This is a genomic window from Synechococcus sp. 60AY4M2 (assembly GCF_002760375.1).
GTDB lineage: Bacteria > Cyanobacteriota > Cyanobacteriia > Thermostichales > Thermostichaceae > Thermostichus.
On record NZ_AUMZ01000001.1, the window covers coordinates 1767477 to 1781497 of the forward strand.

Consider the following 14021-nt stretch of genomic DNA (forward strand, 5'->3'; position numbering starts at 1 on the left):
ATCGCGGCGGGATCCCATCTCGCTTGCTATCTAGAGAAGAGCGTAGATTCCAAAAACTCCGCAGGGCAAACCATTTCAGCAGATGTTGATGAAAATGCAAGCTCTTCTATCCCAAAGCTGCCGATCGATATTGAGCTTGAGGAAAATCCCATCAGCATTGTCGATAGCACCAACGCTACTACTTTTGGGCGGCAATGTCTTTTCTCCAACAGCGCAATTCCTGGACAAGGGTGGATCCAAGGCAGAAGCTCCTACAGCTTCCCTTCAAGTTTTGTCGGCTTTGCCAGCTGCCACAGCGAGAACTTGGGTCGCGCAAACCTTGCCGAACCCCGGCAGCTCTGGTGATCGCACTGCCATAAGGCAAGCTGTGCTCACCGACCCATTGATCAACGAGTATCTCCGACAAGCAGCAGCTCGATCTCCCGGTGTGCCGGTTCATCCTCTGGAAACCGGAGCAATCGCCATTGCCGAAAACTATGCTCTGGTTGAAGTCTCTGCCGGAGTTGGCGACCTTCCGGTAATTGATGGCTGCTATTTGCTTAAAAAACACAGTGGTCAGTGGGTAGTGGTGGCTCAGGCGGGCTGGGAGCCAGGGCTAAGCATTAATCCAAGTTGGCTCTCGACAGTGCTAGATGTGCCCAAAGATGTTGTCAGTCGGCTAATTGATACACTTCGCAGTGCCGGCAAGGAGGTTGAGATCGACGACACCTTGTACACAGATGTCCCCCTGCCCTGCATTACTCAGATAGAGGATCCCAATCCGCCGACTAATGTACGGTCGACACCCGCTGTAGCCGCAGGCAATGTTATCGGTCAACTGCCCAATGGAACCGAAGTGCGGGTCATGGAAGTACTCAACGGCTGGCTCAAGATTCGGCAGCCATTGGTGGGCTGGGTATCGATGGGTCTGACACGGGTATCCTGTGGCAACTCCCTGGCAGAAGTGGAAAAGAATCTAGAAGCTCTGCATTCTCTGGAAGGGGAACTGGCCATAGAAGCCGCCGATACCTTGGTGCGATACCTCTATCGGGGTGCAGAGGGATCCTTTGCCGCAGCGGCGCTGGCCCATTTCAACGAGCTTGCCATCAACCGGTTTTATGCTCTGAAAATGGTGCTTGACAGGCACACTGAAGAGGTGCGTCGTCACGTATTGCAGCAAGCCATCGCAGCAGGGATCCATCCTCAAGCCCTGGAAAACATTGAATCAAAAGTAAACTAGATTGAGACTCTTAAACTAAGACCAGGGATCGCAATTTCTTCCTGTCGCACTTCAGCAGTGGGGTCATTCTAGCAATCCGGTTTTGCATGCTCCAGTTCCTGCCATGACGGCCTTGACGCTCAATCTCAGCCCTTTGATGACTCTGACGCGAGAGGATTTTGTCCGGCTGTGTGCGGCCAATCCTGAGCTGAAGCTGGAGCGCACCGCCCAGGGAGAGCTGGTGATTATGTCTCCAACCGGAGGTGAAATTGGCAACCTCAACTTTGAAATTGCGGGGGCAGTCTATGTCTGGAACCGCCAAGCGGGCCGAGGCAAAGCCTTTGATTCTTCCACGGGGTTTTCTCTGCCTTCAGGCAGCGACCGCTCTCCTGACCTGGCCTGGATCCCGCTGGAAAAGTGGGAGGCTCTGGATCCCCAGACCCGCCGGGGATTCTTGCCCCTGTGTCCTGACTTTGTGGTGGAGATCCTCTCGCCCACCGATTCTTGGGTTCAAGCCCAGGCCAAGATGCAGGAGTACTTGGACAACGGCTGCCGCTTGGGGTGGCTTTTGGATGCCAAGGCCAAGCGGGTGATGATCTACCGAGCAGGACAGGCGCCGGAACTGTTGGAAGACCCAGAAACCTTGTCGGGAGAAGACGTGCTGCCCGGCTTCACCCTGCCCATCCGCAAAATTTGGTCTGCCGAGAGCTAAGGGATCCGCAAAAGGGGAAACAACTGGTAGTGTCTTAATGGCTTAAAAAACAAGCATTTGGCCCTGCCGACAGTGGTAGAGGAGATTGCCCAGAGTTTATCCTATTCACAGCATCTGCAAACAAGGGCAGGCCACCATGAAGGGATTTGCGCGGGCAGTTCAGGTGTGGGGCACAGTCGGGGCGCTCAGCGGAGTCCTTTCTGGCAGAGTGATGGGGCAAGCGGCCTTGCCCCCTGTGCCGGTCATGCCCTCAGTTGAGGATCCGATTGCGAATCCGATTTCTCCCTTCCAGGGTGCGTCGCCCGATCTGGGCATCCCGGCAGCTCCTCCTTTGCCAGCAATGGGCCAGGATTTGCGCTATCTGGTGGAGTTGTTCATCAACGAGTCTTGGCAGGCGGGCAAGCAAGCCGCTGCGGTTAACTACAACGACCTCTACACCCGCCTGTTGGCCCGCACCTACAGCGATCCCCGTCCGCCCATCGAAGTCGAGTACGAGCTGATTCGAGAGGTTCTGCGCGAATACGGGGATCCCGCCGATCGCTTCTGGGATCCCCAAAGCTTCAGGGACTTGCTCAACCGCCCTCGTCCACCCCTGCAGGCGCGTCAGATTGGGCCGCGCCAGGTTTACCTGGCAGTGCCGGAGCTCACCCCTGCCACAGCCCAGCAGATCCGCCAAGCCCTCTACACCCAGGATTACAGCCAAGGCATTGTCCTCGACCTGCGCAGCTCGGTGGGCTATGACCCGCAAGTGATAGCGGATGTGGCACGCCTATTCTTGCCCCGCTCCGTGCAGCCGCTGCTGGTTACCGAAGACCGCTTTGGCCAGCCTACCCCCTGGAACAGCGAAAACCTGCCACTGGCTGCTGGGATCCCATCGGCCGTCCTGGTCGACGGCAACACCCGCCAGGGGGCCACCCTCCTGGCGGCCCAGTTGGGAGCCAGCGGCAGCACCGTTATAGTAGGGCAACCCACTCAAGGCAGCGAACGCCAGACCCGCTTCTTTGCCCTTCCTTCTGGCGCGGCGGTGGAACTGGCCGTGGCCACCTGGAAGACAGGCGATGGACGCTCCCTAGCCCAGGGTTTGGTGCCCCTGCAAAAGGTGGAGGGGGATGAGAACGCCTGGCTAAAGGCCGCCCTAGAAGCGCTGGCCCTGCCCCGCCGCCCCAGCCCTCCCCCCCGCCCCACCGTCCTGGTGCAAGAGGGCCGTGTTGGTCGCTTTGTCCTGGGCATGGATACCCGCAACGTCGATACCCACCTCTTGGGCAACGTGGATTTGATCCCGGCCGAATCGCGGGCAAATGTATTTCAGTCCAACAGCGACCTGAAGATCTTCTACTTGCAGGACTACATCCTCTTTGCCTACCGCCGTCCGGGCGTTCTCAATAGCTTTTTTGCCGACCGCATCTACACCACCCAACCCGAAGCCATGACTGGCGAAGGGATCCGTATCGGCTCCACCTACTCGGAAGTGATCGCCATTTACGGCGGGCCTGGCGAGAACGGCTACAACGAGGTGGTGCCCTACCCCAAGGGGAGCCGAGAATATCTGCGCGACGATCGCTACTATGTCAACTACGACGCCCTTGGCCTGTCCTTTGCCTTTGCGGCGGGATCCAACCAGGTCACCGCCATTGGCCTGTTCAAGCCGGGGAGCTAAAGGGAGCGGGCTGCTGCCCTAGCGAGGGGTCGAAATTAATCGATTGTTAACGTTTTTGTCCGAAGCCCTCAACACTGCCTGGAGCAATGCGGTAAATTAGTGCAGCGACCCCGCAAAGGGGATTTTTTGTGCCGTTCAGAGACTGTAGGAGAAGCCCTTGGCAAACGTTGTGGTTGTCGGTGCCCAGTGGGGCGACGAAGGAAAAGGTAAGATCACCGACCTCCTCAGTGAAAAGGCGCATGTGGTCGTCCGCTACCAAGGCGGGGTTAACGCAGGACATACCGTGGTGGTGGGGGGCCAAATCTTTAAGCTGCACCTGATCCCCTCCGGCATCCTCTACCCCGACAAGCGCTGCATCATCGCCAGCGGCACGGTGATCGACCCTGAGGTGTTGCTGGCCGAGATCGACCAACTGCACCAACTGGGGATCTCCACCCACAACCTCTACATCGCCGAGACAGCCCACGTAACCTTGCCCTACCACCGCGTCATCGACGTGGCCGAGGAAGAGCGACGCGGCATCTACCGGCTGGGCACCACCGGGCGAGGCATTGGCCCTACCTACGCCGACAAGGCCGAGCGCATGGGCATCCGCGTCCTGGACTTGATGTACCCCGACCAACTGCGGGAGCGCCTCAGTTGGGCCATTCCCTACAAGAACGTTTTGCTGGAAAAAATCTACAACCTACCCCCTCTGGATCCCGAGCCGATCATCGAGCAATACCTGGCCTACGCGGAGCGGCTGCGCCCCTACGTCACCGACGCTGCCCTACTCCTCACCCAGGCCATCGAGGAGCGGCAGAACATCCTCTTTGAGGGGGCCCAGGGCACGCTGTTGGATCTCGACTACGGCACCTACCCTTACGTCACTTCCTCCCATCCCATCGCCGGCGGCGCCTGCGTGGGGGCCGGGATCGGCCCCACCAGCATTGACCGGGTGATTGGGGTAGCCAAGGCCTACACCACCCGCGTCGGCGAAGGCCCCTTCCCCACCGAGCTCAAGGACGAGATTGGCGCTTACCTGGGGGCGGCGGGAGCCGAATTTGGCACCACCACCGGGCGGCAGCGGCGCTGCGGCTGGTTCGACGGCGTAATCGGGCGCTACGCCGTGCGGATCAACGGCCTGGATTGCTTGGCCATCACCAAGTTGGATGTGCTGGACGGCCTAGACGAGATCAAGGTGTGCGTGGCCTATGAGTACCAGGGGCGCGAGATCCGTCACTTTCCCAGCGATGCCCGCGTCTTTGCCCAGTGCAAGCCCATTTATGAAACCCTGCCCGGCTGGAAGTGCTCCACCAAAGACTGCCGCTCCCTTGAGGACTTGCCTCCCGAAGCCTACGACTACCTGAAGTTTTTGGCCCAGTTGATGCAGGTGCCGATTGCCATCGTCTCCCTGGGAGCCAGCCGCGACCAAACCATTATCGTGGAGGATCCCATCCACGGCCCCAAGCGCGCCTTGCTCTACCCCAACGGCCGCAAGCAAGTTCACGCCCTCATGCCCGACTGACGCGCCCTAGCTCAGTGGCTACTCTGCTGAGGGACACTGCTTAGCAAACCAGCCTGGGCCGCGCAGAGGGAGCCAAGGGAGAGGGATCTGCCCCCCAACCCTTACGTTGCCGCTACCGCCCCATAAGGATCCGCTAAGCTCAAAAAAGGTAGAGATTGCTGACCCTGTCTTCTGGTCTTGCCATGGCTGCTCCCACCTATTACACCATCACCTTCGGCTGTCAAATGAACCGGGCCGATAGCGAGCGCATGGCCGGGATCCTCGAGTCGCTGGGGTATGTGCCCGCCGAAGACGCGCTACAGGCGGACTTAGTTCTCTTCAATACCTGCACCATCCGCGATAACGCTGAGCAAAAGGTGTATTCCTACCTGGGCATCCAGGCGCAGCGCAAGCGGAAAAACCCAGCCATCAAGCTCATCGTGGCCGGCTGCGTGGCCCAGCAGGAGGGGGAAAGGTTGCTGCGCCGCGTCCCCGAGTTGGATCTGGTCATGGGCCCCCAGTACGTCAACCGCCTTGGGGATCTGCTGGCCCAGGTGGAGGCGGGCAACCAGGTGGTGGCCACCGAGCCTGTCGAGATCCCGGAAGACATCACCAAGCCCCGCCGGGATAGCCGGGTGACAGCCTGGATCAACGTCATCTACGGCTGCAACGAGCGCTGCACCTACTGCATTGTGCCGTTGGTGCGGGGACGGGAGCAGTCGCGCCAGCCGCAGGCCATCCGCGCCGAGATTGAGGACGTGGCCCGGGCCGGCTACCGCGAGGTCACCTTGCTAGGGCAAAACATCGACGCCTACGGGCGGGATCTGGATCCCAAGACCAACCTGGCCAGCCTGCTGCGCTTTGTCCACTCGGTGGAAGGGATCGAGCGGATTCGCTTTGCCACCAGCCACCCGCGCTACTTTACTGAAGAGCTGATCGCCACCTGTGCCGAGCTGCCCAAGGTGTGCGAGCACTTCCACATCCCCTTCCAGGCGGGCAGCGACGCCGTCCTCAAGCGGATGCGGCGGGGCTACACCCAGGAGCGCTACCGCCAGCTCATCCAGCTCATCCGCCAGTACATGCCCGAGGCCACCATCAGCGCCGATGCCATCGTCGGCTTCCCCGGCGAAACGGAAGCCCAGTTTCAGGAAACCCTGCAACTGGTTCAGGATATCGGCTTTGATTTCCTCAATACTGCCGCCTACTCTCCCCGCCCTGGCACGCCGGCAGCCGAGTGGCCTGACCAGGTGCCGGAAGAGGAAAAAAGCGACCGCCTGCAACGGCTCAACCGCTTGGTCGCGGAGGTGGCTGCCGCCCGCAGCGCCCGGCTGCTGGGCCAGGTGCAGGAGGTGCTGGTGGAAGGCCCCAATCCCAAAAACCCCCGCCAGGCCATGGGGCGCACCCGCGGCAATCGCATCGTCTTCTTCGACGGCGATCCCGAGCAATTGCAGGGATCCCTGGTGCCAGTGCGCATCACTGCCACACGGGCCTTTTCCCTCAGCGGCGAGATCGTCAAGCCAGGGGAAGAGAAACCTCAAGCGGCGGAACTTGGAGCCTGCACGTAAGCCCACGACGAGGATTGAACTCGTGACCTCCCCCTTACCAAGGGGGTGCTCTGCCACTGAGCTACGTGGGCGGCATGGTGGGCCGAGTTGGATTCGAACCAACGTAGGCATAAGCCAGCGGATTTACAGTCCGCCCCCTTTAACCACTCGGGCATCGACCCTTGGACACTGGCTTCCTATACTAGCAGAAAGTGCTGCCCAAGATCGAATCCAGGCGAGAAGAGCTGTCTTGGGGACGGGAGCTAAACAGGGAGGGAGTTCCCGGCAAGACATCATGCCCTACCTTGCGGGGGCTGCTGGCAACAAGGGGCTTGAGGGCATTTGGCCAAACTGGAGAGAAAACTTGATAGGGTGGAGGACAGTCCCTTCACTTGTCCCTATGGTTTCAACCCTCGGCACTTCCACCTCCGTCGAACAAGTTTCTCCCAACCAGTCGCTATTGCCCCTGACCAGCCGCACCAACAGCCAGGGCCACCTGGAAATCGGCGGCTGCGACGTGGTAGAGCTGGTGCGCCAGTTTGGCTCTCCCCTCTACATCCTGGACGAGTGGACGTTGCGACACGCCTGCCGGCTCTACCGCGACACCTGGGCCCGCTGCTACCCTGGGGGATCCCAGGTCTTGTATGCTACGAAAGCCTGGAACTGCTTGGCCATCTGCGCTTTGGCCTTACAAGAAGGGCTGGGGCTGGACGTGGCCTCCGGCGGGGAGCTCTATACCGCTATTCAAGCAGGAGCCAGGGGTGAGGAGCTCTACCTGCACGGCAACGCCAAGTCGGCGGAGGAGCTGGCCATGGCCCTGGAGGTGGGCTGCACCCTGGTGGCCGATAGCCTCTACGAGCTACAGCAACTGGCCGCTCTGGCTACCCCTGCACGACCGGCCCGCTTGTTGGTGCGGGTCAACCCCGGCATTGACGTCCACACCCACGAGTACATCCGCACTGGCCAAACCGACAGCAAATTTGGCATCGGCCAGTGGCAACTGCCGGAGGTATTTGATTTTTTGGCAGCCCATCCCCAATTGCAATGCGTCGGGCTCCACGCCCACATCGGATCCCAGATCTTCGACCTACAAGGCCACCGGGATCTGGCAGGGGTACTGGCCCAGGTCTGGCGCCAAGGGCTGGAGAAGGGGCTGCCCTTGCAGGAGCTGAATGTGGGCGGCGGACTAGGGATCCGCTATGTCGAATCCGACGATCCCCCCTCCATTCCGGAGTGGGTGGAAGCCGTGGCCACTGCAGTGCAGCAGAGCTTCACCGCCGCCGGGATCCCGCTGCCCAAGGTGCTCTGCGAGCCTGGACGGTCTGTGGTTGGGCCAGCGGCTGTAACCGCCTACACTTTGGGGGGCAAGAAGTGGATCCCGCCCAGCGAAGACCTTCCCGAAGGGCGTCTCTACGTCACCATTGACGGCGGCATGTCCGATAACCCCCGCCCTATCACCTACGGAGCCCGCTACACCGCCCTTCTGGCCAACCGCCCTGAGGCCGAGGCCACCCAGCGGGTGACAGTGGCCGGCAAACACTGCGAGTCGGGGGATGTGCTCTTGAAAGATGTGCTTTTGCCCAACCCAGCGCCCGGCGAAGTCCTAGTTGTGTTGACCAGCGGGGCCTACAACTACAGCATGGCCTCCAATTACAACCGCTTCCCTCGGCCCGCGGCAGTGCTGGTCAACCAAGGGAAGGCCCAGTTGATCCTGCGGCGGGAAACTTATGCAGATCTGATCCGTCAGGACATCTTACCGGAGCGGTTGCAGCGGTGAAGGGCAGAGACGGCTGCCTGTAACCGTTGCCGTTGAGGGCGGGGCCCGGCTTTCTCTGCAGCGGCGACCCCGCTGGCTCTGGGGCAGGAAAGACTGGAAGACAGGTAGGAGGTGAGTGGTAGGCTGGTCAGGGGGCCGCAGTCCAACAGGGGTTCCGGAGCCAAAAGGTTCTGGGGCGCAGGATGGCGTAGGCAAAGGGTCCGCAACGAGGGGAGCGTGAACGGGGTTTTTCGGCATGCTGGCGGCCTTATGGGCTTGGCTACAGCAGTTTAATGTTCTCAGCCTGTTGGACTGGGCTCTGGCCGTCTTGCTATTGGCTTTGGCCCTCTATTACACCCGCGAGAGCCGGGCCGGGGTGCTGGTGCGGGGGTTTATGGTGCTGCTGGTCCTGTATCTGGCCACCGCCTCGCTGCCGCTGGTGCACCTGATTTTGGATCGCTTGCTCCTGGCCGCGGCTGTGGCGATGGGGGTACTCTTTCAGCCGGAGTTTCGGCGGCTCCTGGAGCAACTGGCGAGGGCCATCTGCGTTGAGTGGCCGAACAGCACAGACGATGACGAGGATGACCCTAAGGAGGATTTGGTGGAGGAGGTGGTGCAGGCGGTGCGAGAACTCTCCCAAAATCGGACAGGGGCGCTGATTGTCATCGAGCCAGATCAGCCCATTGACTCGCGGGTGTTCACCGATAAAGGGGTTCCTCTCCAGGCGCGGGTGTCCCGGGAGCTCTTACAGACGATCTTCCAGACCTCGACGCTCCTGCACGATGGGGCTGTAATTATCCATCGGGATCGGATTCGCGCGGCAGGGGTGATCCTGCCGGTTTCGGAGCGAACTGCCTCTCGCCAACTGGGCACGAGGCACCGGGCGGCGATGGGGATCACAGAACAGGCCAATTGCTTGTGTATTGTGGTCTCAGAGGAGACGGGATCCATCTCACTGGCAGAAGGCGGACGCCTCGAGCGACCTCTGACCAGTGCCAAGCTCCACGAACTGCTGGTGCAGCGGTTGCGCCATCCGCGCGAAGCCAAAAAACGGGATGCTCCTCTGCAGGGATTGTGGGCCCACCCGTGGATTCACAATGGGCTGTTGCGCTGGTGGGGATCCCTGCCAGATCTAGCCAAACTCCTTCGCAAACCTGAGAAAACCCTTCCTAAAGACTGATCCGCATGACCCTTTCTCCTGTCCATCTTCTGCAGTTGCCTGCCGACCTAGATCCGCAGTTATTGCCCCGCCATGTGGCAGTGGTCATGGATGGTAACGGGCGGTGGGCGCAAAAACGAGGCTTGCCCCGCAGTGTCGGGCATCAGCGCGGGGTAGCGGCTTTGAAGGAGTTGCTCCGCTGCTGTCACGATTGGGGGATCCCCCTCCTCACCGCCTACGCCTTCTCCACGGAGAACTGGGGCCGCGCCCGCGAGGAGGTGGATTTCCTCATGACCTTGTTCGAGCAGGTGCTGTGGCAGGAACTGGCGGAAATGGTGCAGCAGGGGGTGCGCATCCAGTTTGCCGGCCAGTTGTCGGCCCTGCCCCGATCTTTGCAGGACACGATCCTGCATGCGGTGGAACGCACCCAGCACAACGAGGGCATTTGCCTGACGGTGGCCCTCAACTACGGCGGCAGACAGGAGATCGTGCAGGCTTGCCGCTCGATTGCCACCCTGGTGCAGCAGGGGCTTTTGCAACCGGATCAGATCGACGAGGCCCTCTTTTCCCAATTTCTCTACACCACTGGCTTGTCGGATCCCGACCTGTTGATCCGCACCAGCGGCGAGATGCGCATCAGCAACTTCCTGCTCTGGCAGATGGCCTACACCGAGCAGTACTTCACCCCCATCCTCTGGCCGGATTTCGACCGCGCCGCCTTTCACCAAGCCCTGCTCAGCTATCAGTCGCGGCAGCGGCGCTTCGGCAGATAAGACCTTGACGGATCCCCGCCTGGTCAAATCCAACTAGGGGCCGACCCAAGCGCTCCTGCCCTCACCCCCAACCCCTCTCCCTCAGGGAGAGGGGAGTTAGGGAACGACTTAGATGGACAGGCAGCACATATGTAGGAATGTGTACCTGAAGCCCCCCAGCTAGCGCAGAAAGCTGGTGACCAGCCACATCACCGCAAACGTGATCCCCACCAACAGGGCGCCGGGGGCATCGCCGCCGGTGAGGGGAAGGGCAATGGCGTAGGCCAACATCAGTCCCAGGCTCAGTCCTGCCAGCGCCAAGAGAAAAGCGCGAAGGAAGCGGCGCTCTTTGCGGTACAGGAAATAGATACAGGCCATCAGCCCCAGCGCCAGTTGCAGGGAGGGATACTCATCGGGAGCCAAGACAACCCAACCCACCAGTCCTCCCAGCAACACGGCGGGCCAGAGCATATCCGGGGCAGAGGGGCTATCCAGCCAGCGGCTGATCCAGGGGGGATTTTGGGCAGCGGGACGGGGCAAACTCGGTTCTGTCTCTGGACGGGCAGCCCGCTGTTCAGCGTAGCGAATGCGGTCGGGGACGGCGATCTTGCCCTCCTTGCGCAGGCGCAGGCGCTGCATCAGGATGGCGTCGTAGGCTTGTTCCACCCGCTCCTGCTGCTGTTCATCCGCACCCAAGCTGGCCAGGAGCCGTGCCCGCGCCGATTGGATCTCCTCAAAGGAGGCTTCTTCGCTGACTCCCAACACTTGATAGGGACTCATCTCAGCCATAACGACCAGCCCTGTAACTCTCTATCACCTTAGCCCAGCCGCCAATTCAGCGGCAGGAGCCGCTGGCAGGGGTTGGGTTGCCTTCTCCTCAAGGGATCCAGCGCCCGCAGCCGAGAGGAGAAGAGCCCGCAGCGACTGCGCCACCTGTTCAACTGCGGCTTGGGTGGTGGCCTTGCCCAGGCTGAGGCGGATGGATCCCAGGGCCTCGGCCTCGGAATAGCCCATGGCCAAAAGGATGCGGCTGGGGATCCGTTGGCCGCTGCTACAGGCAGAGCCGGCGCTGATGGCGATCCCCTGGCGGCTCATCTCCCTCACCAGCACATTCCCCGGCATGGCGGCAGTGCAGTAGCTGAGGTGGTGGGGCAGGCGTTGCTCCAGATCCGAGGGGCCAGTTAGCCGCAAACCTGGCACAGAGGCCAGCAACTGGGCCAGCTGCCGTTGCAACTGCCGCAGGCGGGCCGTCTCCTGCTGCAGCTCTTGGGCTGCCAAGGCCGCTGCCACCCCTAGACCGACAATGGCAGGGATCCCCTGGGTGCCAGCTCGCAGCCGCCGTTCTTGCCCGCCCCCCCGCAGCAGCGGTTGCAGCTCCACCCCCGGGCGTACGTAGAGCGCCCCCACCCCCTGCGGCCCGTAAAGCTTATGCCCAGACAGGGAGAGCAGGTCCACCGGCAGTTGCGCCAGATCCAAGGGGATCCGCCCCACCGTCTGCACCGCGTCGGTGTGGAAGAGAACTCCCGCCTGGCGACAGAGGCGGCCCAGCTCGGCAATGGGCTGCAGGGATCCCACCTCATTCTGGCCGTGGACGATGGAGACCAGCACGGTGGTGGGCTGCAGCGCCCGGAGCAGGGTTTGGGGATCCACCTGGCCGGCGGCGTTCACCGGCAGGCGGGTTACCTTCCAGCCTTGGGCCTGCAAGCGGCGGGCGGCATTCTCCACCGAGGCGTGCTCGACGCTGGAGATGATCAGGTGCTGGGGAGTGGAGTAGCGCTGCGCCACCCCAAACAGGGCCAGGTTGTTGGACTCCGTCCCGCCGGAGGTAAACAGCAGCGTCTCCGGCTCACAGTTGAGCAGCTCGGCCACCTGCTGCCGCGCCCGTTCCATGGCCATGGCCGCCCGTTCGCCCCAAGCGTGCAAGCTGGAGGGGTTGCCCCAACTTTCCTGCATCGCCAGCCGCATGGCCTCGATCACCTCCGGCCGAGGCGGAGTGGTGGCGCTGTGGTCAAAGTAAAGCGCGGGATCGAGAGGCGACATGGGAGCTTGACAACCCAGGACTCGATGTCCCCATCTTAGTGCTGGCGCGTTGGCAATTTACACCCCTTGCCGCAGGCGTTGCAGTCGTGCCAGCTCTTTAGGCGGGAGGGGGTTTTGGGCAGCGTCTGACTACCCCACCGCATAGGCAAGTGGGGTAGGTGCATCGAGATCTCAACCGCGCCAGGGCCCTCCAGGAGAGAGGACGAAAAGACTAGGAGGGAGTAGAAGCAGGGGTCGATCCCTGGCTCGTCAGCAGCGTTGCGCGCGGATAGGAGAGCGCTGCGGAGCGGCATGGCTACCGACCTGAGCCAGCGTCGCCAGAAAAGGAGGGAGAAGAAAACTCTTGAAATTACCTGAATAAGGTGGTGCGTTGGCGGTGCATGACCACCGATTCCACCAGGCCAATGGCCAGAAAGTTGGTCAGCAGAGCCGAGCGGCCATAGCTCAAAAAAGGCAGGGGCAGGCCGGTGATGGGGGCCAGGCCGATGGTCATGCCGATATTGACAACTGCCTGAAAGAGGATCATGGCCAGCACCCCGATGGCAATTAGGGAGCCAAAATTGTCCTTGGCCCCCTGGGCAATCCAGATGAGCCGTGCACAGAGAATCCAAAACAGAATTAGCACCGTCAGGGTGCCGACAAAGCCCATCTCTTCCCCAATGGCCGAGAAAATGAAGTCGGTGTGCTGCTCGGGGATGAAGTCCAGTTGGGTTTGGGTGCCCTGCTGGATGCCACGGCCCCAGAGCCCGCCGGCCCCGATGGCGATGCGGGACTGAATCAGGTGGTAGCCAGATCCCCAGGGCTCTTGCATGGGATCGATGAAGATCTCCAGCCGCCGCCGCTGGTAGGGCTTGAGGATGTGCCAGGCCACCTGGCCCAGATGCCCGGAGAGCAGGTTGAGCACTCCAAAGGTCATCGCTCCTGTCCACCGCCAAGGCAGCCGCCAAGCCGCCAGGCTCGCCATGCCCAAGCACCAGATCAGCCAGACCCAGAGCATCCAGCTCAGCTCGGGGCGGGTGTGCAGGCCGTAGAGGATGGCCCCCACCCCCGGCGACAGCAGCAAAAGGATCCAACTGCCCTTGGCCCCGGCCCAGTAGAGCATGGCCAGCAAGATGGCCACAAACACCAGGGCCGTGCCCAAGTTGGGCTGTAGGAAGATCAAAACCCAAGGAGGGGCGATGACGGCAACGGCCACCCAAATTTGGCTGAAGTATTTGATCGGCCAGTGGTGCAAAATGGCCGCCAGGGTAATAATGACCCCCAACTTGGCAAACTCGGAAGGCTGCACCTGGACGCCGGCAATGGAGATCCACCGCTCCGCCCCCCCTCCTGCCGTGCCGAAAAAGAGCACTGCAACCAAGCCCGCCAAGGTCAGGCCATAGGTAAACCAGTGCCAGCGCAGCAGCCGCTCATAGGGGATCCGCGCCACCATCGCCAAAAACACCAGGCTGATCCCGGCCATGATCAACTGCTGCAGCCAATAGTAGCTGATGGGACGCTCCCAGACTGCGCTGCGGATGGCAAGAATGCCGATGCCTGTCAAGGCCAGCACCGTGGCCAGCAACATGCCATCGAACTCGCGCCAAGGAGCCAAGATCTGCCGCAGAAGCTTTTTCCACCTAGGCTGAGAAGACACCTTTGGGTCAACGTTGCCCAGCAATAGACCCCATCCTCCAAAGCAAGGCCAGCACCAGTTTGACATGCCCCTTGCCCCACT

General features: G+C 61.4%; 11 protein-coding genes and 2 tRNA genes. 8 read left to right on the top strand and 5 right to left on the bottom strand.

Features of this window, described 5'->3' with window-relative positions; all coding sequences use genetic code 11:
* Positions 1 to 88 precede the first annotated feature (88 nt).
* The 5 genes from SYN60AY4M2_RS07755 to miaB all read left to right on the top strand — a co-directional run bounded on the left by SYN60AY4M2_RS07755 (position 89) and on the right by miaB (position 6618).
* Positions 89 to 1219, top strand: coding sequence for an SH3 domain-containing protein (locus tag SYN60AY4M2_RS07755; RefSeq protein ID WP_168173325.1), 1131 nt, complete (start codon positions 89 to 91; stop codon positions 1217 to 1219).
* A 103-nt stretch (positions 1220 to 1322) separates the two neighbouring features.
* Entirely contained in the window at positions 1323 to 1910 is a 588-nt protein-coding gene (locus SYN60AY4M2_RS07760; protein ID WP_099812654.1) for a Uma2 family endonuclease, read from the top strand.
* Between the two features lie 136 nt (positions 1911 to 2046).
* A complete protein-coding gene (locus tag SYN60AY4M2_RS07765) occupies positions 2047 to 3567 on the top strand; it encodes a S41 family peptidase (RefSeq protein ID WP_099812655.1) in 1521 nt (506 codons plus the stop codon).
* Between the two features lie 157 nt (positions 3568 to 3724).
* Positions 3725 to 5074 (top strand): adenylosuccinate synthase, encoded by a 1350-nt coding sequence (locus SYN60AY4M2_RS07770; RefSeq protein ID WP_099812656.1) that lies wholly within the window; start codon positions 3725 to 3727, stop codon positions 5072 to 5074.
* A 182-nt stretch (positions 5075 to 5256) separates the two neighbouring features.
* Entirely contained in the window at positions 5257 to 6618 is a 1362-nt protein-coding gene (gene miaB, locus SYN60AY4M2_RS07775) for a tRNA (N6-isopentenyl adenosine(37)-C2)-methylthiotransferase MiaB (RefSeq protein WP_099813292.1), read from the top strand.
* Here miaB and SYN60AY4M2_RS07780 read toward each other — a convergent pair.
* A tRNA-Thr gene (locus SYN60AY4M2_RS07780) sits at positions 6618 to 6689 on the bottom strand. The two genes, miaB and SYN60AY4M2_RS07780, sit on opposite strands and share 1 nt — an antisense overlap.
* A gap of 4 nt (positions 6690 to 6693) precedes the next feature.
* Positions 6694 to 6779 (bottom strand) — tRNA-Tyr (locus SYN60AY4M2_RS07785).
* A gap of 218 nt (positions 6780 to 6997) precedes the next feature.
* Between SYN60AY4M2_RS07785 and lysA the strand changes: the two genes are divergently transcribed.
* From lysA to SYN60AY4M2_RS07800, 3 genes are all read left to right on the top strand, one after another.
* Positions 6998 to 8374 carry a diaminopimelate decarboxylase gene (gene lysA / locus SYN60AY4M2_RS07790; protein WP_011431665.1) on the top strand — a complete coding sequence of 459 codons (1377 nt, stop codon included), beginning with the start codon at positions 6998 to 7000 and terminating at the stop codon, positions 8372 to 8374.
* Between the two features lie 235 nt (positions 8375 to 8609).
* Positions 8610 to 9533: a diadenylate cyclase CdaA gene (gene cdaA, locus SYN60AY4M2_RS07795; protein ID WP_011431664.1), complete on the top strand. Its 924-nt coding sequence runs from the start codon at positions 8610 to 8612 to the stop codon at positions 9531 to 9533.
* Positions 9534 to 9538: 5 nt separating this feature from the next.
* Positions 9539 to 10285 carry an isoprenyl transferase gene (locus SYN60AY4M2_RS07800; RefSeq protein WP_011431663.1) on the top strand — a complete coding sequence of 249 codons (747 nt, stop codon included), beginning with the start codon at positions 9539 to 9541 and terminating at the stop codon, positions 10283 to 10285.
* A gap of 159 nt (positions 10286 to 10444) precedes the next feature.
* On the opposite strand, the gene SYN60AY4M2_RS07805 is transcribed toward SYN60AY4M2_RS07800, so the two are convergent.
* From SYN60AY4M2_RS07805 to rodA, 3 genes are all read right to left on the bottom strand, one after another.
* A complete protein-coding gene (locus SYN60AY4M2_RS07805; protein WP_099813293.1) occupies positions 10445 to 11044 on the bottom strand; it encodes a CPP1-like family protein in 600 nt (199 codons plus the stop codon).
* A gap of 33 nt (positions 11045 to 11077) precedes the next feature.
* Complete coding sequence (locus SYN60AY4M2_RS07810; protein WP_011431661.1) at positions 11078 to 12304, bottom strand: cysteine desulfurase family protein; 1227 nt, start codon at positions 12302 to 12304, stop codon at positions 11078 to 11080.
* A gap of 349 nt (positions 12305 to 12653) precedes the next feature.
* Positions 12654 to 13964: a rod shape-determining protein RodA gene (gene rodA / locus SYN60AY4M2_RS07815; protein ID WP_099812657.1), complete on the bottom strand. Its 1311-nt coding sequence runs from the start codon at positions 13962 to 13964 to the stop codon at positions 12654 to 12656.
* Between the last annotated feature and the right edge of the window lie 57 nt (positions 13965 to 14021).